23 protein-coding genes and 1 tRNA gene are annotated in these 24,465 nt (G+C 60.3%); 2 read left to right on the forward strand and 22 right to left on the reverse strand.

Going from position 1 to position 24,465, the window contains the following annotated elements; genetic code table 11:
- Window positions 1-159: 159 nt before the first annotated feature.
- Complete coding sequence (locus tag LKK40_RS02200; protein WP_304308957.1) at window positions 160-960, reverse strand: thymidylate synthase; 801 nt, start codon at window positions 958-960, stop codon at window positions 160-162.
- A 266-nt stretch (window positions 961-1,226) separates the two neighbouring features.
- On the opposite strand from LKK40_RS02200, the gene LKK40_RS02205 reads away from it, so the two are divergent.
- Window positions 1,227-1,640: an OsmC family protein gene (locus LKK40_RS02205; RefSeq protein WP_152581027.1), complete on the forward strand. Its 414-nt coding sequence runs from the start codon at window positions 1,227-1,229 to the stop codon at window positions 1,638-1,640.
- 67 nt (window positions 1,641-1,707) lie between these two features.
- On the opposite strand, the gene LKK40_RS02210 is transcribed toward LKK40_RS02205, so the two are convergent.
- The 17 genes from LKK40_RS02210 to LKK40_RS02290 all read right to left on the reverse strand — a co-directional run bounded on the left by LKK40_RS02210 (window position 1,708) and on the right by LKK40_RS02290 (window position 18,154).
- A complete protein-coding gene (locus tag LKK40_RS02210) occupies window positions 1,708-2,160 on the reverse strand; it encodes a permease (protein ID WP_304308802.1) in 453 nt (150 codons plus the stop codon).
- Window positions 2,161-2,379: 219 nt separating this feature from the next.
- On the reverse strand, window positions 2,380-3,009 hold the full coding sequence (locus LKK40_RS02215; protein ID WP_304308804.1) for a DUF5067 domain-containing protein: 630 nt from the start codon (window positions 3,007-3,009) through the stop codon (window positions 2,380-2,382).
- A 495-nt stretch (window positions 3,010-3,504) separates the two neighbouring features.
- Window positions 3,505-4,917 carry a PIF1 family DEAD/DEAH box helicase gene (locus LKK40_RS02220; RefSeq protein WP_304308805.1) on the reverse strand — a complete coding sequence of 471 codons (1,413 nt, stop codon included), beginning with the start codon at window positions 4,915-4,917 and terminating at the stop codon, window positions 3,505-3,507.
- Between the two features lie 43 nt (window positions 4,918-4,960).
- Entirely contained in the window at window positions 4,961-5,869 is a 909-nt protein-coding gene (locus LKK40_RS02225) for a Cof-type HAD-IIB family hydrolase (RefSeq protein WP_304308807.1), read from the reverse strand.
- 139 nt (window positions 5,870-6,008) lie between these two features.
- Window positions 6,009-6,716, reverse strand: a complete 708-nt coding sequence (orn, locus tag LKK40_RS02230) for an oligoribonuclease (protein ID WP_304308809.1) — start codon at window positions 6,714-6,716, stop codon at window positions 6,009-6,011.
- Between the two features lie 240 nt (window positions 6,717-6,956).
- Window positions 6,957-8,504 carry an IMP dehydrogenase gene (guaB, locus tag LKK40_RS02235; RefSeq protein WP_304308810.1) on the reverse strand — a complete coding sequence of 516 codons (1,548 nt, stop codon included), beginning with the start codon at window positions 8,502-8,504 and terminating at the stop codon, window positions 6,957-6,959.
- Window positions 8,505-8,559: 55 nt separating this feature from the next.
- Entirely contained in the window at window positions 8,560-9,945 is a 1,386-nt protein-coding gene (locus tag LKK40_RS02240; RefSeq protein ID WP_304308812.1) for an MraY family glycosyltransferase, read from the reverse strand.
- Window positions 9,942-10,601, reverse strand: coding sequence for an L-threonylcarbamoyladenylate synthase (locus LKK40_RS02245; protein WP_304308813.1), 660 nt, complete (start codon window positions 10,599-10,601; stop codon window positions 9,942-9,944). Before LKK40_RS02245 ends, LKK40_RS02240 begins: the two co-directional genes overlap by 4 nt.
- A 221-nt stretch (window positions 10,602-10,822) precedes the next feature.
- A complete protein-coding gene (gene prmC, locus LKK40_RS02250; RefSeq protein ID WP_304308958.1) occupies window positions 10,823-11,764 on the reverse strand; it encodes a peptide chain release factor N(5)-glutamine methyltransferase in 942 nt (313 codons plus the stop codon).
- Between the two features lie 115 nt (window positions 11,765-11,879).
- On the reverse strand, window positions 11,880-12,962 hold the full coding sequence (prfA, locus tag LKK40_RS02255) for a peptide chain release factor 1 (protein ID WP_304308815.1): 1,083 nt from the start codon (window positions 12,960-12,962) through the stop codon (window positions 11,880-11,882).
- A 163-nt stretch (window positions 12,963-13,125) separates the two neighbouring features.
- A complete protein-coding gene (gene rpmE / locus LKK40_RS02260; protein ID WP_152581018.1) occupies window positions 13,126-13,338 on the reverse strand; it encodes a 50S ribosomal protein L31 in 213 nt (70 codons plus the stop codon).
- A gap of 685 nt (window positions 13,339-14,023) precedes the next feature.
- Window positions 14,024-14,578: a hypothetical protein gene (locus tag LKK40_RS02265; protein WP_304308817.1), complete on the reverse strand. Its 555-nt coding sequence runs from the start codon at window positions 14,576-14,578 to the stop codon at window positions 14,024-14,026.
- On the reverse strand, window positions 14,571-14,957 hold the full coding sequence (locus LKK40_RS02270) for a hypothetical protein (RefSeq protein WP_304308818.1): 387 nt from the start codon (window positions 14,955-14,957) through the stop codon (window positions 14,571-14,573). Before LKK40_RS02270 ends, LKK40_RS02265 begins: the two co-directional genes overlap by 8 nt.
- A 237-nt stretch (window positions 14,958-15,194) precedes the next feature.
- The gene (locus LKK40_RS02275; RefSeq protein ID WP_304308820.1) at window positions 15,195-15,914 is read right to left on the reverse strand and encodes a hypothetical protein; all 720 of its coding nucleotides are present in this window, start codon (window positions 15,912-15,914) and stop codon (window positions 15,195-15,197) included.
- Window positions 15,877-17,007: a tyrosine-type recombinase/integrase gene (locus LKK40_RS02280; RefSeq protein WP_304308821.1), complete on the reverse strand. Its 1,131-nt coding sequence runs from the start codon at window positions 17,005-17,007 to the stop codon at window positions 15,877-15,879. The genes LKK40_RS02275 and LKK40_RS02280 overlap by 38 nt, the downstream gene beginning before the upstream one ends.
- A 173-nt stretch (window positions 17,008-17,180) precedes the next feature.
- Window positions 17,181-17,254: transfer RNA gene (locus tag LKK40_RS02285), tRNA-Ile, on the reverse strand.
- 219 nt (window positions 17,255-17,473) lie between these two features.
- Entirely contained in the window at window positions 17,474-18,154 is a 681-nt protein-coding gene (locus tag LKK40_RS02290; RefSeq protein WP_304308823.1) for an ECF transporter S component, read from the reverse strand.
- 382 nt (window positions 18,155-18,536) lie between these two features.
- Between LKK40_RS02290 and LKK40_RS02295 the strand changes: the two genes are divergently transcribed.
- Complete coding sequence (locus LKK40_RS02295; RefSeq protein ID WP_368491380.1) at window positions 18,537-19,385, forward strand: aldo/keto reductase; 849 nt, start codon at window positions 18,537-18,539, stop codon at window positions 19,383-19,385.
- 220 nt (window positions 19,386-19,605) lie between these two features.
- Here the strand turns inward: LKK40_RS02295 and LKK40_RS02300 are convergent, their stop codons facing one another.
- The 4 genes from LKK40_RS02300 to LKK40_RS02315 form a co-directional block, all read right to left on the reverse strand.
- Window positions 19,606-21,018, reverse strand: a complete 1,413-nt coding sequence (locus tag LKK40_RS02300) for an NAD-dependent succinate-semialdehyde dehydrogenase (RefSeq protein WP_304308827.1) — start codon at window positions 21,016-21,018, stop codon at window positions 19,606-19,608.
- A gap of 167 nt (window positions 21,019-21,185) precedes the next feature.
- Window positions 21,186-21,644 carry a hypothetical protein gene (locus LKK40_RS02305; RefSeq protein WP_304308829.1) on the reverse strand — a complete coding sequence of 153 codons (459 nt, stop codon included), beginning with the start codon at window positions 21,642-21,644 and terminating at the stop codon, window positions 21,186-21,188.
- Window positions 21,645-21,745: 101 nt separating this feature from the next.
- On the reverse strand, window positions 21,746-22,507 hold the full coding sequence (locus LKK40_RS02310) for a CE1759 family FMN reductase (RefSeq protein WP_304308831.1): 762 nt from the start codon (window positions 22,505-22,507) through the stop codon (window positions 21,746-21,748).
- Between the two features lie 420 nt (window positions 22,508-22,927).
- Window positions 22,928-24,361, reverse strand: coding sequence for an MFS transporter (locus tag LKK40_RS02315; protein ID WP_304308832.1), 1,434 nt, complete (start codon window positions 24,359-24,361; stop codon window positions 22,928-22,930).
- Window positions 24,362-24,465: the final 104 nt, after the last annotated feature.

A 24,465-nucleotide genomic window follows, 5' to 3' on the forward strand; every position in this document is an offset into this window, starting at 1 on the left:
TAGCTTAGTGATTGCCTCAGACCATAGCGACCATCATATTGCCAGCTCGCGCCATTTCGCACGGTCTTACATGGTCTCGCGCCATTTCATATGCTCTCACACTGTTTTATATCGCCCTGCACCACTGCCTTACGTTGCTTTACGCTGCCTTACACCGTCTCACACCGCAATCGGCGCCTTGATAGTCGGATGATGCTGGTAGCCCACGATTTCGAAGTCCTCGTAATCATAGTCGAACAGCGAGTCGGCCTTGCGAATTTTCATCTGCGGGTAGGGATATGGCTCACGGCCCAGCTGCTCAAGCACCTGGTCGATATGGTTGTCGTAGATATGGCAGTCGCCGCCGGTCCACACGAATTCGCCGGGTTCCAGGCCCGTCTGCTGCGCCATCATCATGGTGAGCAGCGAGTACGAGGCGATGTTGAACGGCACGCCGAGGAACATATCACACGAGCGCTGGTAGAGCTGGCACGAGAGCCTGCCGTCGGCCACGTAGAACTGGAACAGCGCGTGGCACGGCGGCAGCGCCATCTTCTCGACTTCGGCCGGGTTCCAGGCGCTCACGACCATGCGCCGCGAATCGGGCTGGGTCTTGATGAGGTTCAGCACATTCGCAATCTGGTCGATCGTACGGTTGGGGTCGTCCGGCGTCGGAGCTGGCCAACTGCGCCACTGCACGCCGTAGACCGGCCCCAGGTCGCCGTTCTCGTCGGCCCATTCGTCCCAGATATGCACATTGTGATTGCGCAGGTACGTGATATTGTGCGAGCCTTTGAGGAACCACAGCAGCTCGTAGGCGATGCCTTTGAAGAACACGGTTTTCGTCGTGAGCAGCGGGAATCCTTCGCTCAGATCGAAACGCATCTGCTGGCCGAAGAGCGAAACCGTGCCCGTGCCCGTGCGATCCGACTTGAGCGTGCCTTCGGCGAGAATCTTGCGCACCAGGTCCTCGTAGGGCATGGGGATATCAGTGCTTGGGCGCTGCGGGATGCGGGTGCGGATGTCTGCGAGTTCTTCGGGTGTCAAAGCCATGCGCACCAGTCTAATCGAAACCTTTCTTGGCACGCCATCGCCTCGCGGCTGGCATATTCTTCCGGCGCGCCGTTCAGTGCCGCCCTGCGTTCGGTTTCGCTGAGAAGCGACTCGGCCCGGATGACGCGATGCCGCGCTAGATTGGGCTGTGCAGACGCGATACCGCGTCGAAATAACGACCTCAGGAGGACGATATGGGCAAAAGGCTATGGGTGGAGCGCAACAAGGACGGCTCGTGGGACGCATTCAGCGATGAGGGCGCACACATCAAGTTCGGCAAAGGCAAGGGCCAGTTCTCCCCCGGCGACCTTATGAAGGTGGCGCTGGCCGCGTGCGGCGCACTGTCCAGCCAGTTCGCAATCGAGCATGCGCTCGGCGAAGGCAAGGGCGCGAAGATCGTTGCAGACGGCACCTATGACGACGCCAGCGATTCCTATCTCAACTTCAGCGAGCAGGTCGTCGTCGATGCCACGGACGCCGATTTGAGCGAGGAGGACGCGGCCAAGCTCAAGGAGCGCGTCACTCGCCACATCGAAAAGAGCTGCACCGTGATGCATACCTATGAGCAGGAGACGCCGGTGCGCATGAGCGTCACCGTGCGCAAGTAGCGCCTTTTTGGCTCGCACTTTTCGCTTGAATATTAAAAAGTGCGAGCCAAACTGCGGCGGCTTTTAGCTAGTGTGACGGCTTCGACTTTGCTGATTCGGCATGCTCTTCGGCGATTTCCTCGTCGATCTGCTCCTCGACCTCGATGGCGCGCGGGTCGAGAATCGGGTAGAGGAAAATCGGCAGCATCATGATCGTGCCGAGCAGATACAGCACATCCGCCCACTCGACCACGCCGAATACCGTCAGGCTGTTCGGCAGGAGGATGCCGAAGCATACGACAATCATGCCAATCGGCGGTATGACGCCCCACACTACGCGGCGCGCCGCGCCCGCGTCATCCTTGCGCCGCACCGAATCCATGTAGATCGGGATGATGAACAGCAGCCCGCCCACGATGGTGAGCATGTCGGTGAGCTTGATGGTGCCAATGAGAAAAACCGGTGCCGATTGCAGGAGCAGGAACGCCGCGAACAACACCGCCACGCCGCATGCCGAGCAGATAACCATCCAACGCTTCATGACAACCTCCTTGTCCCGCACGGTCTGCCATCCACGCATCGTCGTTGATGCAGGGCGCAAATCGTTCGAATCGTTAGCTTCCATCCTACTCGGCCTCGCCGCGCCCGTCATATCCAACCCACCAGTGTTTGGATCCTATCGAAACCCAAAGGTTTCTGAGACGAGCAAAGTTCGTGGAGCCCTTATCTCTATACGAACTATTCCACTTACAAAACGAAATTATTTAATCGCGGCCAGATCAACCGAGCCAACCTTATCAGTCAGATAGGTAATATCCACATGAACGGATGCTTTGTCATCGGTCAGTTTATATACTTTATGCAAAGTAATCGTAGTTCTTGGCTGAATCTTATTGGAAGGGTCAATAGGTGCGGTGGGATCTACTTCGAGTTGCACACCATTCTGATAGGCATCGCCCTCGAGGCTGATGTAGTGCGATGAGGATTCCGCTGTGTTGTTTGTTACCTCAAAGGCAATGTCCAAGGACGAGCCTGTTCGAGACACCTTAGCAATCTTGATATGCCAGTTACCATTATCGATGTCAGATGTCGCGTCAGCTTCAAAAGAGGACTGCTGTGGAATTTCCTCGGTCACAGTCTTCTGGCCCTCGTTGGTCTTGGATTGCACCGAAGAACTGGATCGCGAGCCCGAAACACTCTTAGCGCTATCAGTCTTTGCATTTAGACTCAGCACCAAAGAGAAAACAGAAATCACCAAAGCGACCACCGAAACGACAACAGCAATAGCTGTCAGAACGACGGCAAGACCACTGTTATTCTCTCGAGCTCCTGCACTAGCGTGACTTCCAGCTCGATGTTCGCGGCCAACATTCTGGTTTGTCTCGGGCATTTCTCAATCTCTCTCTCGCTAAAAGTAAATCCTATTGCATAGTGTAATCCTCGAAGGTCAACTTTTTTTCTTTGACGGGTAATGTTTGATGGGTGACGTCTGATAGGTAAATCTGGCGGGTAAAGACCAAAAGACCATGTGATTCCCTGACTTGCGACAACACAATGGCGCTACCGCTGCGCATCTTCGCGTGTCGAGCCAGCGCACCCTCGTCGTGCATACCCCGTTATGCAGCACCCGTAAGAATCTATTAGGCAGATTCGGAAGAATCTGGTCGTTGCATGCGGCTCAGAGCCTATGCTGTACAACCCAGAAACGGCAGAATTCCGCCATAATGGCCCGCGCTGAAATCGACGTCGACTTTGCGAAGTGCTTAATTAACGAAAAAGTGCTTAATAGATGAAAATCGTGGGTAAAAATTGTAGCGGCAATGACAAAAACATGATGAAAACACGGCATCGCCGCCAACCCGCCCAGCCGGTTACCGGCTCGCGGCTAGAACAGCTCGTCCTGCATGAATTCGTCGTCGCCCGCGCTCTGCCCGGCCGCACGCCTGGTGAAGGCCCCGGTGCCTTCGTCGCGCAGCATGGCGCTGGCCGCCTTGGAGTTGTCGCGCAGCTGGCCGTCGAGGAACACCGCATCCGGAGAGACGAGGAACGCCCGCTCGTTGATGCCGCCGAGATACAGCCCGTCGAGGTTTTCGACACGGGACAGCGCCACGTAGCCCATGCCGGGGGCGAAGGTGCGGCGCAGATCCATAACGGCCCGGTCGAGCGTCATACCTTGGGATTTGTGGATGGTGATGGCCCAGGCGCAGCGCAGCGGCACCTGCTTGACCGAGGCCAGAACCGTCTCGCCGTCCATCATCTCCCACGAGGCCTGCTTCATGGTGACGGTGTTGCCGTTCTCGAATTCGACGATGGGCCAGCCGCCCTTGGCTTCGCTCACGAAGCCGCGCACGGTGCCGATCGAACCGTTCACATACTGGTGGTCCGTGTCGTTGCGCAGCGCCATGACTGCCGCACCGGTTTTGAGCTCCAAATGCTCCGGGGCCAGCATGTTCTTTTTGAGCCGGCTGACCAGCCGCGCTTCGCCTGCGGATTCAGCGAAATACTCATGCGCCGGCTCGGCGATGCGGGATAGTTGCAAGTCGTTGAGGCTGTCGGCCTGCTTGTTGACCGGGAACAGGTGAACCGCCACTTCGCCGGGCTGGGGCTGGGTTCCCAGCCGCCCCGCCAGCACGTCATGGTCCTCCTGCGATACCCCGCCCTCGCGGATGTCGGTGAGCACGGTGAGCAGCTGGCCGTCGTCCTGGCGGTGCTGCTCGGTGAGGTAGGCGGTGACGGGGTTGAGTTCATCCCAGACCAGCGATTCGGTGATGAAGCCTTCGGGGTTTCGTCCGGCTCGCGTGTAGCGCTCCCGAGCTTCGAGGAATTCCGGGCTGGGCGTAATCAGGTCGTTGTTCCTGCCCGATCGGCTCACTGGCGGCAGCTGGAAGAAATCGCCGGAGAGCACGATCTGCAAGCCGCCGAAGGGTTCTGGGCTGTGGCGCAGCGCCCGGCAGACCTGATCGACCATGTCGAAAAGCCAGGCGTGCAGCATCGAGACCTCATCAATGATGAGGATGTCGGTGGCTTCGATCTTGCGCTTGCGACGCGAACGAATCTGCTTGAGGAGGTTCTGCGTGAGCGCAGTCGAAACCCCCACACCGCTCCAGGAGTGGATAGTCTGGCCGTTGATATGCGTGGAGGCGATGCCGGTGGAGGCGGTCACCGCCACGTTCGCACCCTCGGCGCGGGCATGGGCGATGAACTGGTTGAGCACATAGGTCTTGCCGGCGCCCGGCGCACCGGTGATGAACACATTCGCACCGGCGTTCAGAATCGCCAGCGCATCAGCCTGCTTCATATCTCCCCTACCTATCCGTGCCTTGCCACGCGATCCGCGCGAATCAGCCGAGCAGCCGATCGAGCACCTGTAGTACGCCGTATTCGGTGTTCGCGGGCGCGATATAGTGCGCAGCCTCCTTGAGATCGGGGTGCGCGTTGCTCATGGCGAAGGACCACTCCCCCGCGTCAAGCATTTCCAGATCGTTGAGATAATCGCCGAACACGGCCGTCTGCGCTGGCGTGATGCCGAAATGCTCTTGCAGTGCCACCACGCCGCGGCGCTTATCGGTGCCGAGATTCATGATATCGACCCAGTGCGCGCCGGAGACAACCACTTGCAGCTCCTTGGTGAAGTCGGAAAGCAGCGCATCTGCCATCGGCTGCGAGGGGCCGAAATCGAAGATTGCAGCCTTAAGGATGTCCTCGGTGATGCTGTGCAGGTCGTCCACGACGGTGAGCTTGGCATAGTATTTACGGCATTCGGCGAGGAAATCGGGGTCATGGCGCGTGACGTAGGCGCCTTCGGCGGCGCAGAGCACGAGGCCGATGTCAAAAGCGGGAGCAGAATCGGAATCGGAAGCAGCATCCGCAGAATCGGAGGCGTCAGCGGCGTCGGAAGCAGCATGGCTCGTCTGACCGTTTGCCATCACCGCGTCGATGATGCGGCTGACGGCCCCGTGCTCAATCCCGGAAACCGACGCGATCTCGCCATCTGCGACGACCAGATTGCCGTTCTCCGCGATGTACGAGGCATCGGGCATCGCCGCGCCGAACATGCTTGTCAGCGTGGCATACTGGCGACCGGAAGCGGGCACGAAGCGGACGCCAAGCTGCTCCATCCGGTCCAAACGCTCCCAGAAGCCTTCTGGAATCCGGCTTTCGCCATCAAGCAGCGTGCCATCCATATCGGCGACGACGAGTCGGATATCGTGGGGACCCGGGGCGATCGTGGTCCAGTCAGCAGCGTTCATGCGTTCCTCTCAGCTCTTATCAGGGTTCAATTATCAAAGTTCAGCTGCGTTATTCAGCAGCGTTCGTTCGGATTCGTGTATTCGACAGTGTGTATGCAGCGCTGATTCACAGCGCCGCCGGCATGTGCAAACTTGCAGATCAGTAATCGGGCTTCTGCGCGTGATTCGGATCCTCGACCGGCTGGCCCTGCGCCTCGTAGTCGCGCAGCAGGCTGGTGGCCTCAATGCGTGCGGCACCGGCAGCAGCCTGCGCATCATCAGGCCCGGGCGACGGCACGAAGAACATCTCGCGGTAGTAGCGCAGCTCGTCAATCGATTCGATGATGTCGGCCAACGCGCGATGCCCGCCATGCTTGGCCGGCTTGTTGTTGTATGAGCTCGGGTACCAGCGGCGAGACAACTCTTTGAGCGTGCTCACGTCAATCACCCGGTAGTGCAGCTGCGCCATGAGATCGGGCATGAAACGGTCGAGGAACTTCTTGTCGGAGCCGACTGAATTGCCGGCCAGATGCGCCTTGCCGTGCTCGGGCAGGAAGCGCTTGACGTAGTCGATGACCTGCCGCTGCGCCTCGTCCAGACTCAGACCGGAGGCATTCCACTCGTCCACCAGACCGGACGAGGTATGCATATGCCGCACGAAGTCGTTCATTTGGGCGACTGCCGCGTCGGAGGGCTTGATCACGAGGTCAATACCCTGATCGAGGACTTTGAGATTGAAATCGGTAGGTACGACCGAGACCTCGCACAGCTCGTCATGGAAGATGTCGAGCCCCGTCATCTCGCAGTCAATCCATATCATCCGCGATTCCTCGGGTGTGAATGTCAGATCATCGTTGCCTTGAGCCATGCCGGCCGCCTTTCCTCGAACTACCGAATCCATAACGCTACCGCATCAGCGCGACCATGCGCCCCGCACGCACACACGAATATTGAGCGCTACTGGGTGTATTGCTGCGTTTCAGCGCGTGAAACGCAGCAATACACCCAGTAGCGCCGTCTGCATACTCGATAGTGAACGGATTCGTGCGTTTCATACTGTTACCACTACCGTTACCACACACGAATCAGTCCAGTATCAGCCTCGGTCTCAGTTGTGGAAGCCGTTGTAGTTCGGGGCTTCGGCGGTCATCACGATGTCATGCGGATGCGATTCGCGCAGGCCAGCATCGGTGATCCTGATGAAGCGGCCCTTGTCCTGCAGCTCGGGAATCGTGCGCGCGCCGGTGTAGAACATCGACTGGTGCAATCCGCCGACCATCTGGTAGAGCACCGCGTTGAGCGGCCCGCGATACGGCACTTCGCCTTCGACGCCTTCGGGCACGACCTTGTCGTTGCTCGTGACATCGGCCTGGAAGTAGCGGTCCTTCGAATACGACTTCTTGCCGCGCGGGGCCATCGCGCCCAGCGACCCCATGCCGCGGTAGAGCTTGTACTGCTTGCCATGCAGAAGCACCTTCTCGCCTGGAGCTTCTTCGCAGCCGGCCAGCGCGCCGCCAAGCATGACACAGCTGGCACCGGCCACCAGCGCCTTGGCGATGTCGCCGGAATAGTGGATGCCGCCGTCGGCGATGCAGGGAATCCCCGCCGCCTTGCAGGCCTGAGCCGCGTCATAGACGGCCGTCAGCTGCGGCACGCCCACGCCGGCCACCACACGCGTGGTGCAGATGGAGCCCGGGCCCACGCCGATCTTGACCGCATCGACGCCGGCATCGATCATCGCCTGTGCACCCTGGCGGGTGGCGATGTTGCCGCCGACGATCTGCACGCCGTTGAAGGCAGGATCGGCCTTGATGCGCCGAATCATATCGAGCGCCAGTCGCGCCTCGCCGTTTGCCGTGTCGACGATCAGCGCGTCGACGCCGGCCTCCATCAGCGCGGAAGCACGCTGCCAGGCGTCGCCGAGGAAGCCCACGCCCGCAGCCACGCGCAGACGGCCTTGCTCGTCCTTGGTCGCGTCGGGGTACTGCTCGGTTTTGACGAAGTCCTTGACGGTGATCAGGCCGGCGAGCTTGCCGTTCTTGTCAATCAGCGGAAGCTTCTCGACCTTGTGCTTCGCAAGGAGCTGGTGAGCGTCCTCCTTGGTGATGTCGGCTGGGCCGGTGATGAGATTCTCCTTGGTCATCACGTCACTGACCTTGAGCCGGTCGTAGTCCTCGGAGGCGATGAAACGCATATCGCGGTTGGTGATGATGCCCACGAGTCGGTCTTCGCGATCGACTACCGGCAGGCCGGAGATGTGGAAGCGCGCGCACAGCTTGTCGAGATCGGCCAGCGTCACGTCAGGATTGACGGTGAGCGGATCGGTTATCATGCCCGATTCGCTGCGCTTGACGACATCGACCTGCGCGGCCTGGTCGTCGATGGAGAGATTGCGATGCAGCACGCCGATGCCGCCGTTGCGGGCCATGGCAATCGCCATATCCGATTCGGTGACTGTGTCCATCGCAGCGGAGAGCACCGGGACTTTCATGGTGATCTCGCGGGTGAAATGGGTTGTGGTGTCCACTTCCGAGGGGATGACATCCGTCTCGTTGGGAAGCAGCAGCACATCGTCGTAAGCCAAGCCGAGCTTGGCGAAAACGGCGGGGACGGGAGCGTATGGGAATTCCGTGTTCATATCAGGATTTGAGGCCATATCGTCACTATATGGGGCCGGGGTGACGAAATCGGCAAGCGTGAATTCGTCTGAGCTATGCGCGTACGGAAGGGTCGTGTTGCGAGGGGTTATGCGGCGTGGGAACATACTTCGCATCCGCATCGCTGGGTTCGTGGGTCTCAGCCCGAATACCGGGCTCAGACTCAGTCAATCGCGCAGCATCGGAACCGGCTTTGGCGGCGGTATTCATCGCAGCGGCATTGCTGGTGCTGGCGCTGTCGGCGGCAGCATTCACTGCAACGTCACTGTCACCCGCATCCCTTGCAACTCTGCCCGAGCCGCTGGATCTCGCATGTTCAGGCGCGCGTCCTGCGGCGTGGGAAGCCTCGAATTCCGGCAGCCGGCGCAGTACGTAGGGCAGCATCGTGAACACCGCCAGAATGACGCTCGCCACAATCATGCCGATGACGACGTAGAGCACCCGGAAGAAGAGAATCATGATCGAGCCAAAGGAGATCATCGCGGCCCAGCCCCACAGAATCAACACGGCACCCTGCACCGAATGGCCGATGCGCAGCATGCGATGATGCAGGTGCATGCGGTCGGGGTGCATCGGCGACTGGCCTTTGCTCAGCCGTCGCACGATGGCCAGGATCATGTCGAGCACCGGCAGGAAGAGCACCAGAACCGGCAGCAGAATTGGCATGAACGCCGGCAGATATACGCTCGTGTTCACCGAGGCCGGGTCGAGATGGCCGGTCATGACGATGGAGGCGCAAGTGATGAGGTAGCCAAGCAGCATCGAGCCGGAGTCGCCCATGAACAGCTTTGCCGGATGCCAGTTGTGCAGGATGAAGCCGACGCAGATGCCGACCAGCGCCACGTCGAGCAGCGTGGCCATCGAGGCGTAGTTGGGCGAGGAGCGGGCGAGAATATACGAGTACATGGCGAAGGCGATGCCGCCGAGCGCCACGATGCCCGAGGCTAGTCCGTCCAGGCCATCGACGAAGTTCACGGCGTTAATCGAGGCGACAATCAGAAACGCGGTGATAGCCATCGAAATCATTGGAGATGCGGTGACCAGCGAGCCCAGCGGCAGCGAGATGATCTGCAGGCCGCCCCAAGCCACGAACACCGAGATGAGCAGCTGCCCGGCGAGTTTGAGCATCCAATCGAGATCCCACAGGTCGTCGGCGACGCCGAGCAGGCAGATCATCACGGCTCCGGCGAGAATGACCCACGGCTGATGCGAGTTGACGAACAGGCCGCTGATGAAGGGAATACGGCTGGCGAACATCAGCGCCACAGCGAAGCCGATCAGCATGCCGACGCCGCCCATGCGCGGGGTTGGAATCGTGTGCACATCGCGGGCGCGTACCTCGCCCACCGCGCCAGCGCGGATGGACATGTGCCGCACCAAAGGCGTGACTAGCCAGGTCACGCCGCCGGCGACCGCCGCGATGAACAGGTAGACTCTCACGCGCCCAGACCCCCGCCGTTGATGGTCAGCGCTGCGCGAATCGCGGCTGCTGGGATCATGCCTTCGCGGATGATGGCGATGCCGTCGCGCTCCTGCGGATCAGCGGCGACGACAGTGCTGGCGATATGGCCTTGCGTCGCGCCGCCGTCCAGGTACAGCTCGACGTCGCTTCCCAAGGCCTCGTAGGCTTCCTGCGCCGTCTGCGGGCTTTCGCCGCCCGAACGGTTCGCGCTTGAGGCGGCCACCGGGCCGATAGCCTTGAGAATGCGCAGCGAGACCGCCGAGTTGGGGATGCGGATGGCCTGGGTGCGCTTGCCGTTCGATTCGGTGCGCAGCGTGCCCAAAGTGCTCTCGTCATCGGCCTGCGCGATCGGCGAGAACGCGCCGGGCAGGAAGGCGGCAGCCAGGCGGTTGAGCGGCGCAGGCAGGTACAGCCCAAGCCCCTCCAGCTCATCAACCGAGGAGAGAATAATCTGCAGCGCCTTGTATCGCGGGCGTTGCTTGGCTTCGTATATCCTACCGATGGCCTCGGCGTTGAAGGGGTCGCACGCCACACCGTACACCGTGTCGGTGGGTATGACGACAAGCCCGCCTCGGCGCACGATATCGGACGCCAGCGCCAGTGACTCGTCGGTGATGGCACGAATCTCGCTCATAGAACCTCCCTGAACTCGTATCAACCACCCATTGCACCATTGCGCCGAGACGTGTCCAAGTGACTCCGGCGCGAAGGCTGGCTGCTTCTAGTACTTTCGTCACGCAAACGGGCATATTTGCGTGACGAAAGTACTAGGACTGTCAGCTACTCGTACATTTGTCACGCAAAACCCTTATTTTGCGTGACATTTGTACTAGAAGCGCCACAGTCATCAAACACTCAGCCGCGTATCGCGAAGAGGTATCTTGGGCGTCCGGTCAGATCGTTGCCGGTGCGGGCCGTCTCGAAGCCGTTGCGCAGAGCGCATTCGACCAGCGGCTGGCCTTGGGAGATGTCGTGCTCCATCACCAGCAGGCCGCCGTGTCGCAATAACGCAGCCGAACGAATGAGTATCGCAATCGGGATTGTCAAGCCATCGTCGGAACCACCGTATAGCGCCATATCCGGGTCATGCTCGCGCACTTCGGGCTGCTCGGGAATCTGCGAAAGCGGCACGTACGGTGGGTTTGTGACTACAGTGTCGATGGTTCCGTCGAGTTCGGCCAGCGTTTCAGCGTCCGTCGCGTCGCCCTGGATGAGGTGGTACCGCGCAGATTCGTTAGCAGCACCCAATACAGCATCACTCAGAACAGTATCGCGGTTGCGTCGAGTCCAAGCGAGCGCCTGCGGCGACCGCTCGACCGCCCAGACCTGGGATTTAGGCAGCTCGGTTGCGACAGACAACCCGATGGCCCCACTGCCCGCGCACAGATCGACCACACGCGGCTGCGCAATCCTCTGCCCGCCCAGCCAATCAAGCGCGGCCTGCACCACGCTTTCGGTTTCCGGTCTGGGGATGAACACGCCAGGACCGACGGCAAGATCGAGAAAGCGGAAGGGCGCATGCCCGGTGATGTATTGCAGCGGCTCGCGAGCAAGCCGGCGAGCGAGCATGGTCTTGAAACGGCCTGCAGCCTGTGCATCTTCGGACAGCTCACGACCAAGCAACATCGCCTTGTCGATATCGTGGAGCTCCACGCCGTACGTGCATGCCATCAGCAGCTTGGCGTCAACCTGGGGCGTATCTACCCCAGCTGCGCGCAGCGTTTCGGCAGCGGCGCGCAACTGTGAGGATAACGCTTGAGAATCGTGAGAGGCGTCGCCGGATTGACCAGCAGGCATGCGTTTCGGCACCAAACCAGCCGCCATATCCGACGCAGCACAGGACGCGGCAAAGGGCTCGTCACAGCGGCTCATAGCAACTCCTTTGCGGCATGTTCGCAAGCCAGCAACCGGCTCAGCTCGCCAGCCGCGTAGCCTCGTCGGCTTGGATATCGCTGTCGATCACGGCTTGGATATCACCGTCGAGCACCTGATCGAGGTTGTAGGCCTTGTAGTTCGTGCGATGGTCGACGATGCGGTTCTCGGGGAAGTTGTAGGTGCGGATGCGCTCCGAACGGTCCAGCGAGCGCACCTGCGAGTGACGCATATCGGCGGCCTCGGCGGCCTCCTGCTCGTGCTTCATGGCGAGCAGCCGCGATTTGAGCACGCGCAACGCCGCCGCACGGTTCTGAATCTGCGATTTCTCGTCCTGCATGCTCACCACGATGCCGGTGGGAACATGGGTCATGCGCACGGCGGAATACGTGGTGTTGACCGACTGGCCGCCCGGACCGGAACTCATGAAAATGTCGATTTTGAGATCCTTCGGGTCGATTTCGATCTCGTCATCGTCATCGTCGGCCTCGGGGAACACAATCACGCCGGCCGCCGAGGTCTGGATGCGCCCTTGCGATTCGGTGACGGGGATGCGCTGCACGCGATGCACGCCGCCTTCATACTTGAGGCTCGCCCACACACCGTCCGCGGGCGCGGGATTGCCTCTGGCACGTATCGCCATCTGGACGTCCTTGACGCCGCCAAGCTCGGTCGAGTTCTCGCTCTGGATGGTCGTAGACCAGCCGCGCTTCTCCGCGTAGCGGGTGTACATGCGCAGCAAATCACCGGCGAACAGGGCTGCTTCGTCGCCGCCGGTGCCAGCCTTGATCTGCATGATCGTATCGCGGGCGTCGTCGGGGTCGCGCGGAATGAGCGCCGAACGCAGCTTCTCCTGCGCCTCGGGCAGCTCAGCCTCCAAACGCTGGGCTTCGTCGGCAAACTCCGCGTCTTCGCCAGCCATCTCCTTGGCTGCTTCCAGATCGTCGTGAATCTGCTGGTAGCGCTCATAGGCGGATACGATGATGCCGAGTTCGGCATGGCGGCGGCCAAGCTTGCGCATCGCATCGGGGTTCACCGCCACCTCGGCCGTGCCCATCTGCTGTTCGATGTCGCGGTATTCCTTCAGCGCGGTCTGCGCCGCGGCGAACTGTTCGTCTGCCATGCCTGTCCTTTATATATGTTCGAAATCGCCTGTATGCATTCTCGCCGCTGCCTGCCGCATATGCCGCGTACGCCGCCAGTCTGCACCCCACCAGATACAAAAACGCCAGTCCTCGGGCGAACCGCCGAAACGATTCAAACCCGCAAGGACTGGCGCAATAACGCTACTTGGCTTTCTTGCCGTAGCGACGCTCGAAGCGAGCGACGCGGCCGCCGGTATCGAGGATCTTCTGCTTGCCGGTGTAGAACGGGTGGCAGCTCGAGCACACGTCAACGGTCATATGATCGCCGTTGGCGGTGGAGCGGGTGACGAAGGTGTTGCCGCACGAGCAGGTGACCTGCACTGCGTGGTAGTCGGGGTGAATACCCTGCTGCATAATATCTCCTATGGATGAAACGGGGACCCGGGTCGCCGCGCCCCAATGGCGGGCGTGAACCGGAACCTTACAGATTATAGACACCCGTGCGGACGCTTGCATAGCCCCGGCCCGAAGCCCTTAGCGTAGTTTCCGCATCGTATCGCCGAGCACCTTAGCTTCGCCCCCTCCGCGACTGTCAGTCCTCGACCCTGACGTTTGGCAGTGCCCCTTTTGTGACGCCAACTCCCGGTCTAGCGTCACGAAAAGGGCATTGTCGAAGGAACACCGCCCCTTTCATGACTCTCATGACATATCAGCGTCACGAAAGGGGCATAACGAGGAGTAAAGGCATCGGAACCCAACGATTCCAGTGCCTTGCGAGTGGGGCCCCAGGGGCTCTAACTGATATATTCACAAACACTTAGAGCCGCAAGGCATTAACACCAACACCATAAACACGTAAAGTACCTATTTCGGTACCTTGGAAAATTTAAACACTTATGTGAACCTCGTACCCACGCCAAAACACGAAGGCGAACACCAACCCACGTTCAGACACCAACCATACTCGGGCGCTCGCCTACTATCCTGCTTCGCAGATAGCGTGTGGGCGTCGATACCGGGCTTCTGCGGGCATGGCGAAGGCCCCGCGACCAATCGACCGGGATTGATGCACGGGGCCGTTACAGCCGCGCGTCGGCTATCATCCGTCGTGTTCGGGGCGTCCCCCGACATGCACGGTGACGAACCTTCCGCGCTCGCGGTTGTCCGGGTCCTCCAGCACCATGAGCGTGTTACCGGTTCGGGGGTCGATCACCCACCCCGGCAGCGCATCGCCATTAGGCGGGTACTTCACGGAGGCGATGTACGTGATTTCATCCGGGCTGAACGCCTGCACCATGTCCGGGTTGAGAACGTTCAACGTGGTTTCATTCTTCACGGTCTGGGTGGGAGAGCCGAACACCTGTTGCCAGATGGCCAGCAGCGTCTTCACGCCCATGGCGCTGAGCTGTCCGTCGCCCCTGAACGCGTTGAGTAATTGCCTCACGACGAACGGGGTCTTGGGGTCATCGACGATGGCGTTGAAACCGTCCTCGTCCGCGTCCAATGCCTCGGCCAGTATCTCGGTGGCGTGCCGTTTGGTGGCGCGGGCGAGCGCCGCCGTCCGCTGGTCGCCGCTGGGGTTGGCGTCGGGCTGGCCGAAACGATGCGACCTCGGCGGTTCCGTCCCGCTTCTGGGGCTTCTTCCATTAGTCATCGGTTCCCTTTCTCCGAATCTCGCCGGCCTGCGCCGTGTTCAACACCTTGGCTTTCGCCTTGATGGCGTCGAGGTCGAGTATCGGTATGGGTGCGGGCACGTCGCGTTGCTCGATGCGCTGCACGGGCGGGCCATAGACTTGGTTGATTGTGCGCTCCAGCATGTTCCAGTCCGCATGCATGAGCGCGTTGCCGATCTGCCGGTCGAATAGTGGGGCCGTCGTATCGTCTATGATGGCCTGCACCTCCGCCTTGGTCAGGGTGATGAGCCGTTCGAGCTTGTAGCGTGGCGTGTCCTCCTTGCGCCACCTGTTCCCGCCTGCCGGTTTGTTGCCGCGTGGGCCGCCGAAGCGGGTCGCGGGACTTGGATTGTGATTCATGGTGATTACCTCCTCAGGTATCCATGTTCAGTGGATAGGTTCATGTGTGTCTCTCTTGCGAACGTATGTACATGTCATACATGTCATACCGTCATACCCGTTGCAATCATTAGGGTTTCGTGTCATACACGCCTGTCATACGCTGTCATACGGCAATCGGGTTGTATGACGTGTATAACAACCGGTATGACAGTCGGAACCCTTACGGCGGTAGGTGTATGACAGTATGACGATATGTCATGCGTTCACCGGGGCGCTACGCTGCTGCACCTCCCTCCTGCGCCTTTGCTCCATCCATGCCTTGCTTGCATACAGGCCTTGAGTGTCGGCGAGCGCATCCACTTGTTCATCGCTCATGTGCCGGTATCCCTCATCGCTTGGAGCCGGGTTGCCGATGATCCCCCTTGCCCACTCGGTGATGCTGGGTAAACTGGGTAAACCGTCATCGGATAGGCTGGGATCGTTGGTATTCCGGGGGTCTAAGGGTTTACCCACGTGCGGGTAATCCGCTTCAGTTTCCCCAAAAATTGGGGGCTGTGAACCGTTGGAAACAGAGGGATTACCCGGACTACCCGGATTACCCGCGTATGACCACATGGCTGTCGCCGGGTAGCCTGAACGACTGGAGACTATGAGCTTGTTGCGTTCACGGGCATGTTCGATCTGCTTGCGGGTGTAATCGGGGGTGAGAGCCTTGACTACATCGGCCTTCGGTGCACTGCCGCCCCGCTCAATCAGGTAGTCGATCACGTCGCGCTCGCAGTCGTTCGACTCGGGTTCCGAGACGGCGTGGTTGCGGTTAATCACTTCGCCAACAGTCGTGTCCGATGTCTCCCAACCGGTCACGATGCCGATATGGTTCATTTCACCGTTATCGTCGGGCATGTCCCGGTTGGATAGGGTGAACTCGTACGAGGTGTCAGCCGCCTGCGAATAATTCGACTTGTCTATGGTCACATGCCGTTGCCCGCAGCGTATGCGTGTGCAGATCGGGACGTCCAGCCTCCACACGCGCCCTGTCAAACTGGTTGCGCAGCGAATTAGGGTTCATGATTTTCGAATGTTTCGCCCTGAGGAACATGGCGGGGTTGTTGCGCACGTTCGCCTTCGGGTTGCCTTCACCGTCAGTCGGCCAATCCGTATAAACGGCGATATGGTGTTTCAACTCGGGTATGAATTCAACTGGTATAGGCAGATCGGCCGCGCTGTCCTCCGTCTTCGTGTCTGCTAATATCAGTTCTCCCGTATCATCGTCGTTACTTCTCGCCAACGCGTGACGTATATGCAGCGTGCGGCGTTTGAAGTCGAAGTCTCTGACCTGCAAAGCGCACAGCTCCGAGATACGCAATGCAAAAACCGCTTGCACATATACGCCGATACGCATGTAGTCGGGCATGTTATCCGCTATGACCTTCAATTCGTTGGGCGTGACCTCCGGTATCCTCGCCTGCTGGCTCGCACGAGTGCGCGGCACGGGCTGCGTGCATGGGTTCGAGGCTATGAGCGGCGGAATGTCACCATCCGGTGTGCTGGCCTTGCGCGTGATGGCTTTCAACGCCTGGAATGCGCGACGCATCGAGTAGCGGCCCTCACCGTAGCGTTCCTTGTCATCAAGGAAGCCGTTTACCGCATCGGGTGTGATGTCTGCAAGATTCACGTCACCGAAGTAGTCGATCAGATGGCCGACCGCCGTGCGTTTCGTCCTCATGGCCGCACCCGTGATACGGGATCCGTCCGCGGCACGGTAATTCTCGAGGAAGGCTTCGGCGTATTCACGGAACGTGACGCTATGCGCCTCCCGTTCATGCCTGTGTTCAAGCTCACGCTCCCGTGGAGTCATATACCGCACCCCATCGGTCTCGCACGCGTCCACATACTTGAGTTCATTGCGAAGCCAGTTCTCCGCCATGAGCCGCTGGCCCTTCTTGAATGCCTTCGTCACGTATTTGCCGGGACGTTCCGGGTTCAGGTATTTCGCACGGTATCCGCCCGTCGAAGCGAGCGCGAAGACACTGCCGCGTGAATTGCGCTGCGCTTTCTTGCGACTCATCAACACCCCTTATAGAGAACACCTAAAAAAGTACCTACCTAGGTACTAAGTATACTCCAACGTGCGTAAACGTGCATAATATGAGTGTAGGGCGAGACAGTCAGTAAACCCCGGATTGAAGCCAAAATAGCATAAGAAAAGGGCTCCCGGGCCATCACCGAAAACCCCATAAGTGGGGCCCCAGGGGCTTGAACCCTGGACCGAACGATTATGAGTCGTTTGCTCTAACCGACTGAGCTAGGGCCCCACGTTGGCGAAGGCCAACTCGCATAGTGTAGCATCCGGCTCACATTTTTTGACACCGCTGCAGAAAGTGTGAGCCAAACGGACATAGCACGTTCGGTTTTTCTAGGCGGGAAACGTTGCGATTCCGCCATTTTTGCTGCGAAAATCTACTATCGGCACTGTTCGTTTGGCTCACACTTTTCCCTGCGTGCCGAAAAAGTGTGAGCCGCAACGAGTCGAATCACGCCTCTTCGGCGTTTTCCATGCCCCGACGCACGTCATGTCCGGAGGCGAAACGCTCAAGCGCGCCGGTTCGGGCGATGGCCCGATACAGCGCCCAGCTCATGAGCCCGGCGATCAGCACGCCGCCCAGAACCTCGCAGATCATATGCGTGATGCCGCGCGGACTAATCAGCGCGACACCCTGATACTGGAAGAACAGCAGATACAGGCCGTACTCGAGCGCGGTCAGCGCGCCCGAGATGACGGCGATCGCCGGATTGAACACGCGGTACCGCGTCACGGCGAAGGGCAGCTCGGAGAAGATGCCCTGCAGCGCCGCCGAGATGAAGACGAAGCTGAAGGAGAAGCTGTTGCCGAACAGCATCTCGGCCAGCGAGCCGACGAGGTTCACGTAGATCGCGGCCCCCGGCTTGCGGATGATCAGCAGGGCCAGCGGGCCGGAGAAATACCAGAAGGCATGCAGGATGCTGGCGAAGCCCGGCAGGATGCCGCCCAGAATCGGCGAAAGAGCCGAATACGCGAAGTTGAAGCCCCAGAATATGACCCCGCAGGCCACGCCGAGCGCGGAGCCGACGGCGATATCGACCGGACGCCAACGCAGCGAGGCCGCAACGCCTGGCGAAGATAGCGCTGAAGAAGATGAAGAAGATGGACGTTTGGATTTGGTGGATATGCTCATGGGACTCCGATCCCTCGTGCTGCGCACAGTAATGCCACGTCACCCTTGCGTATTCGACTTGAGGGGACTTGAGGCGCCCCTTGACCTGCGCAGTTCGGGCGGGAGCGCCAGTCGCCACTGTAGCAGCCCGATGTCACCGCTGGCAATGCTTCCGGCTTGGGCGTATCCGTCCGCCACCCAGCTGCCGATGCACCCGCCACCTGTCATCCATCACCCGCCTCATCCATCTCATAGCGATAAGCGAACATCGGACGCTGGCAACCTTTGCTCAGTACAGTGGAAGCTGGCCGCTGTTGCATTGGCACAACCACGCAGCACGTACCCACACGGCGCAGTCAATCAGCGCCAAACGCCAGCTCTCACACAAGGAGACACTATGACATTGCTCAACCCACCCGAGATTCCCACACGCACCGCCCATGACGGCCTGGAATTGCCGGCCATCGGTTTCGGCACCTATAAGGTCGAAGGACGAGAGGGCGTCAAGGCCATCGAATCGGCACTCGAAGTCGGTTACCGGCTCATCGACAGCGCGTTCAACTATGAGAATGAGGGCACCGTCGGCCGCGCGATCCGCGAATCCGAGGTGCCGCGCGAGCAGATCATCGTCACCTCGAAACTGCCCGGCCGCCACCACCATTACGACGAGGCCCGCGTCACCATCGAGGAGAGCGTGGAGCGCATGGGGCTGGACTACATCGACCTGTATCTGATCCACTGGCCGAACCCGTCGAAAGGCTTATATCTCGAGGCTTGGAAGGCGCTCATCGACGCGCAGCAGCAGGGCATCGTCAAGCATATCGGCGTAAGCAACTTCCTGCCCGGCCACATCGACCAGCTCACGCGCCTGACCGGCGTGACGCCATCGGTCAATCAGGTCGAGACGCATCCGTACTTCCAGCAGCGCGAGCAGCGCGCCTACGACGATGCGCACGGCATTATTACCGAGGCGTGGAGTCCGCTCGGCCGGGCTTCGCAGATGCTCAAGGACCCGGCCATCCGCGCCATCGCAGAGAAGCACAGCGTCTCGCCCGTGCAGGCCGTGCTGCGCTGGCATGTGCAGCTGGGCGATGTGGCCATCCCGAAGTCCATGAACCGCGAACGCCAGCGGGCCAACATCGACTTGACCGGCTTCGAGCTTGACAAGCAGGATATGGCCGATTTCGCGTCTTTGGACAATCCCGAAGGCCGCTCCGCCGCGCAGAACCCCCGGTGGTACGAGGAGTTCTAAGGACTCCTGCAGTCTGAGACCGCACGTTATCGTTATCGTACTTTCGTCACGCAAACAGCCCTATATGCGTGACGTTACTACTAGAACCGCCTGCTGCTCGTACTGTTGTCACGCAAACAGCTGAGTTTGCGTGACAACAGTACGAGCAAGTACATAGTCAGGCGCAGGCGTAGGCGGATGATGCCCGCGTCAGCAACCGTCAGCAACTGTCAGCAGCGACTCACGCCACGACCAGCCCACCGGCCGGGTTCGACAGATCGGGGTGAGCGGCCTTGACGATGAGCTGCTCGTTGACGAAGGCCAGCTGGCCGATGCGGCTCATCTCGCGCCCGTAGCCCGAGAGCTTGACACCGCCGAAGGGCAGCTCAGGCAGCGAGGCCATGAAGTTGTTGACGTAGACCATGCCGGTCTCGATGCGCGAAGCGACTTCCGCGCCGTGATCCGGGTCGCCGGCGAAGAGGATGCCGCCCAGCCCGTAGGGGTTGTCGTTGGCGAGCGCCACCGCCTCCTCCTCGGAATGCACGCGGTACACGGCTGCGACCGGCCCGAACATCTCGCTCTTGTACGCCGGGTTGCTCGTGTCGATGTCGGTGAGGATGGCCGGGCGGAAGAACTGGCCGTCGGAGTCGATCTCGGGATACTGGTAGGCGAGTTTCGCGCCTGCGGCAATCGCATCGTCAAGTTGGCCCTGCAGCTTCTCCTTGGCACGCTTGGTGTTCATCGGCGCGAGCGTGGTGGCCGAGTCGAGCGGATCGCCGGGCTTGACAGCGGCGAAGTTCTTCTTGAGCGCGTCGAGGAATTCGTCGTAGACGTTGTCCATCACGATGAAGCGCTTCGACGAGGTGCACACCTGCCCGCAGTTGTAGAGCCGCACGCGCCAGGCGAGGTTGGTGACATCCTCCATATTCGCATCGCCGAGCACGACGAAGGGATCCATGCCGCCAAGCTCCATCGTGTTCTTCTTGAGGTACTTGCCTGCGGCCTCGGCGACCGACTTGCCGCCGCGTTCGGAGCCGGTCAGCGCGACGCCCTGCACGCGCGGGTCGGCTATGGCGTCCGTGACCTGATCGTAGGTTAGGAACAGGTTCGTCAGCGTCCCCTTCGGCACGCCGGCCTCCTCCACGATTTCGCAGAAGCGCTTGGCTGCGGTCGGCGTGTTCGCCGCATGCTTGAGAATCATCGCGTTGCCGACCATGTAATTCGGCGCGAAGACGCGCATGATCTGGTAGTACGGGAAGTTCCACGGCTCGACCATCATGACGACGCCCACCGCATGATGCCGCACTTCGGCCTCGCCAGTCGCAATCGTCTCGATCGAATCTGGCCTCAGCAATTCCTCGCTGTGATCGGCAAACCAGTCCGCGATGATCGCGCACAGCTCCACTTCGCCGGCCGATTCGCCGACCAGCTTGCCCATGTCGACTGTGCAGATCTCGGCAAGCTCGTCGGCATGCTCGCGCAACGCTGCGGCGACCTTGTGCAGCAGCGCGCCACGCTCGGCGATCGGCTGCGTCTTGAACTCCTCGTAGCGCTGAGCACCGAGCGCAAGAGCGTCCTGCAGCTCGCTGTCAGCAGCGAAAGGATATTCCGTGACGACTTCGTTGGTATAGGGATTGACTGTTTGATACGTCATGACTACCTCCTTGTAGACGCCTCTAGTCTATTCCTGTGCCGCCACCATGATTGCCGTAAATATGGTGATTTCGCTCACAGACGGCATCCGCGCGAGTCTCGTCACATGGCTGGCCTAACGCACGGTAGGTCTGCTACTGCACGGTAGCGTTTACTGAACGGTAGCGTTTACTGAACAACGGTCCAGTCGTTGATGCTCTTGCCGTCCTTATCGAAGAACTGCAGCCAGCCGTTGGCGCGGCCGAAGTAGAGGAACAGGCCGGTCTCGTTCACGCTTTTGAGCACGATATCGTCAATGGTCTCGAAATCCTTGATTGCATCGGCGTGCTCCTGGCGGAGCATGTTGCCCCAGCGATCATCGAGGCCGACCGAGCCATCCTTGTTGAGCGGGGCTTCGCGGCGCAGCTTCGCGCCCTTCTTGATGATCATCTCGTTGCGCTTGCGCCACAGCACCGTGGCTGTGCTTTCGAAATTATCGAGATGGAATTCGACTGTGGACACTTCTTTGCTCCACCGGTGCCGGGCTTTGGCGTGCGGTTTCTTTGCCGCCGCCGAAACCGTCGCAGTCGCCGCAGTCGCAGTTGCCGTAGTTACCCCTGTTGCGTTTGCCGCGTTCTGTTCGCTCATTGTGCCCCTCCGTGCCGGATGCCTGCTGTTACGTTTTGTTACGTTGCCTGACTCATCACTGCCGTATCACAGCACAGTGCAGCATCGTTCGCCGTATCAATTCATCGTACAGGAATGCGCGCGTGCGCGTCGTGCGAAGCAACCGCATCCGCATCCGCATCGGCCATCACGCGGCGCAGCCCGGCCAGAATCATGGCCGCAAGCTCCTCGCCCGCCCGGCGCTGGCGCGATTCGAGCTCGTCGGAGCCCCAGTCCTCCCCCGCAGCCAGCAGGCTGGTCGGCGTTGGAATGGCCCGCAGAAAAGCGAACAGTGAGCGCATCGCCGTATCGGGGACCAGCGCATGTCTGCGCGTGCCGCCCGTGGCGACCAGCGTCACCGGCATATTCACGATCGCGTCCACGTCCACGATGTCCCAGAAGGACTTGAACAGCCCCGAATATGAGGCTTTGAACACTGGCGTCGCCGCAATCAGCGCGTCGCTGGACGTGACCTGATCGAGCACATCGCGCAGCGCGTCGGTCAGCTGATAATTGACTGCGGCCACAGCGATATCCGCCGCGAAATCCTTCAAATCGACATGCCGCAGCTCGCACTCACGGCCGTGGCGCTGCAGCGTCTCCTGCGCCCGCGCCGCTACGGCGTCACCCAGCCGCCCGGTGGCGGAATGCTCGGATACGCCGGCGCTTACGACGGTGATGCGGTAGCTGCCACTGCGCTTCGCAGCGACATCGGTAACGTCGGCAGCATCGGCAACGTCCACGATATCTGCGATGCCCGCCTCGATACGCTGCCCGTCGAAACCGCCCGCCATGCCGCGCTCGGCATACGCACCCGCTATGACAGCGCCCTGCCCCATGCTCATATTCTGGCCTTCCCCATATGCGGCCGATGTCGGCTGCGTTCCTTCACATCGACGTTCATGCCGAATGCCGTGCATGCCCGTTGCCATACCTTCGTATGCCTGTCAATCAACAGGTACACCCGCCGCGCGCACGGCGTCAAGACCCAAGCTCGCGCATTCGCCTGCACCAGCATTATGACAAGGACTCTCGCAATGACTGCACGCACTGCGCACAAGCCCTAAAAGGCCCAAAAAGGCCTAGGCGCAGAGCACAGAGCGGCGTCTGCATCGGCAAATCCGATCGCAATGATCGTATCCGATGCAGACGCCGCTCTGTGATAAAGCCGACATTCTAGTATGTCCGCTGTAGGCCGAAAGCCTAGGCACCTATGAGTCCGTCAGCGATGCCGCCGCTGGACTACGCGGGCACTGAACCGCAGGCTACTTAGCATTTTTCGCGCCGATATCGCCGGTGAAGTCGATGTCCTTGGTCTCCTTCGTCATAATCAGAGAAATAAAGGTCAGTGCAGAGGCGACGGCGAGGTAGACGCCCACCATCCAGGTGCTGCCGCCAGCAGCGGCCCACAGCGCGGTCGCGATGATCGGGGCGAGCGCGGCGCCGAGAATCGAGCTGACATTGTAGGCGATGGCCGAACCGGTGTAGCGCACGTTGGTCGGGAACATCTCAGGCAGCAGCGCGCCCATCGGGCCAAAGGTGAAGCCCATGAGCGTGAAGCCGATGATCAGGAAGGCCTCGATCATCGCGCCGTTGAATGAGTTGTTCGCCTTGTTGTCAAGGAAGATCGGGAACATCAGTCCGAAGACGATGATGATGGCAGTGACCCACAGCAGCAGCTTGCGGCGCCCCATCGAATCGGCAAGCGGACCGGAAAGGATCGTGAACAGGCCGAAGAACACCACGCCGATGATCTGCATCAGCACGAAGTCGGTATAGGAGATGCCCAAGCCCGATGGGGTCACATCGGACGGATGGGTGCCATAGGAGAGGGTGAAGGTTGTCGTGAGGTAGAAGAGCACGTAGGTGGCGAGCATGGCGAAGGTGCCCAGCACCACAGCCTTCAAGTGATGGCGCAGCGTGTCGAACAGCGGTATCTTGACGATGGTGCCCTTGGCTTCCGCCTGCTTGAAGGTCTCCGATTCCGCAAGCTTCGAACGCACATACAGGCCGATGATCACCATCACCGAGCTGAAGAGGAATGGAATGCGCCATCCCCAGCTCAGGAACGCCTCGGACTGCATGGTCGAGCTGGTGGGATGCGGCAGCGCGAAGTTGATGATAAGGAACAGCCCGTTGGCGATGATGAAGCCAAGCGGAGCGCCAAGCTGCGGGAAGGTGCCGTACAACGCTCGTTTGTTCGCAGGGGCGTTTTCGGTGGCGACCAGAGCCGCTCCCGACCACTCGCCGCCCAGCGCGAAGCCCTGCGTGAGGCGAAGGATGAGCAGCAGCAGCGCGGCCCACAGACCGATCTGCTTGAATGTGGGGAGCAGCCCCACCAGGAAGGTGGCGATGCCCATAGTCATCAGGCAGGCGACGAGGGTCGCCTTGCGGCCGCGCTTATCGCCCATATGCCCGTAAAATATGGCGCCGACCGGGCGCGCGATCATTGCGGCGCCGAACACGCCGAATGAAGCCAGCTGGCTTGCGACCGGATTGCCGACCGGGAAGAACAGCTTGGGGAAGACCAGCACGGCCGCGGTTGCATAGACGTAGAAATCGTAGAATTCGACCGTCGTGCCTACCAGGCTCGCGCCGATCACCTCCGCTGGGGAGTTTAATGGTTTGCTTTGGGCTTTCTCAGTGGCTGCGGCGGAATGCACCGTCGTCACTGTCGCCTCTTCGGCTATTGAGGACACTGTCCTTTTTCCTTCTCTTAATCTTTCTCTGCTGCGCAATATGCATGGCGCAGCCTCAACTCGGTCATGCCTTTATATGGGTTCATGAGGTACGGATGACCGGG

This window comes from Bifidobacterium tibiigranuli (assembly GCF_022655035.1).
GTDB classification, from domain to species: domain Bacteria; phylum Actinomycetota; class Actinomycetes; order Actinomycetales; family Bifidobacteriaceae; genus Bifidobacterium; species Bifidobacterium tibiigranuli_A.

Bases quoted from the DNA above. Each gene is read 5' to 3' on its own strand.
- LKK40_RS02305 (WP_304308829.1), bottom strand. From the start codon at position 21,644: ATGAGCGAACAGAACGCGGCAAACGCAACAGGGGTAACTACGGCAACT.
- LKK40_RS02220 (WP_304308805.1), bottom strand. From the start codon at position 4,917: ATGAAGCAGGCTGATGCGCTGGCGATTCTGAACGCCGGTGCGAATGTG.
- prfA (WP_304308815.1), bottom strand. From the start codon at position 12,962: ATGGCAGACGAACAGTTCGCCGCGGCGCAGACCGCGCTGAAGGAATAC.
- LKK40_RS02300 (WP_304308827.1), bottom strand. From the start codon at position 21,018: ATGACGTATCAAACAGTCAATCCCTATACCAACGAAGTCGTCACGGAA.
- LKK40_RS02280 (WP_304308821.1), bottom strand. From the start codon at position 17,007: ATGAGTCGCAAGAAAGCGCAGCGCAATTCACGCGGCAGTGTCTTCGCG.
- LKK40_RS02205 (WP_152581027.1), top strand. From the start codon at position 1,227: ATGGGCAAAAGGCTATGGGTGGAGCGCAACAAGGACGGCTCGTGGGAC.
- LKK40_RS02200 (WP_304308957.1), bottom strand. From the start codon at position 960: ATGCCCTACGAGGACCTGGTGCGCAAGATTCTCGCCGAAGGCACGCTC.
- guaB (WP_304308810.1), bottom strand. From the start codon at position 8,504: ATGGCCTCAAATCCTGATATGAACACGGAATTCCCATACGCTCCCGTC.
- prmC (WP_304308958.1), bottom strand. From the start codon at position 11,764: ATGCCTGCTGGTCAATCCGGCGACGCCTCTCACGATTCTCAAGCGTTA.
- LKK40_RS02265 (WP_304308817.1), bottom strand. From the start codon at position 14,578: ATGACTAATGGAAGAAGCCCCAGAAGCGGGACGGAACCGCCGAGGTCG.
- LKK40_RS02290 (WP_304308823.1), bottom strand. From the start codon at position 18,154: ATGAGCATATCCACCAAATCCAAACGTCCATCTTCTTCATCTTCTTCA.
- LKK40_RS02215 (WP_304308804.1), bottom strand. From the start codon at position 3,009: ATGCCCGAGACAAACCAGAATGTTGGCCGCGAACATCGAGCTGGAAGT.
- LKK40_RS02310 (WP_304308831.1), bottom strand. From the start codon at position 22,507: ATGAGCATGGGGCAGGGCGCTGTCATAGCGGGTGCGTATGCCGAGCGC.
- LKK40_RS02270 (WP_304308818.1), bottom strand. From the start codon at position 14,957: ATGAATCACAATCCAAGTCCCGCGACCCGCTTCGGCGGCCCACGCGGC.
- LKK40_RS02225 (WP_304308807.1), bottom strand. From the start codon at position 5,869: ATGAACGCTGCTGACTGGACCACGATCGCCCCGGGTCCCCACGATATC.
- orn (WP_304308809.1), bottom strand. From the start codon at position 6,716: ATGGCTCAAGGCAACGATGATCTGACATTCACACCCGAGGAATCGCGG.
- LKK40_RS02210 (WP_304308802.1), bottom strand. From the start codon at position 2,160: ATGAAGCGTTGGATGGTTATCTGCTCGGCATGCGGCGTGGCGGTGTTG.
- LKK40_RS02245 (WP_304308813.1), bottom strand. From the start codon at position 10,601: ATGAGCGAGATTCGTGCCATCACCGACGAGTCACTGGCGCTGGCGTCC.
- rpmE (WP_152581018.1), bottom strand. From the start codon at position 13,338: ATGCAGCAGGGTATTCACCCCGACTACCACGCAGTGCAGGTCACCTGC.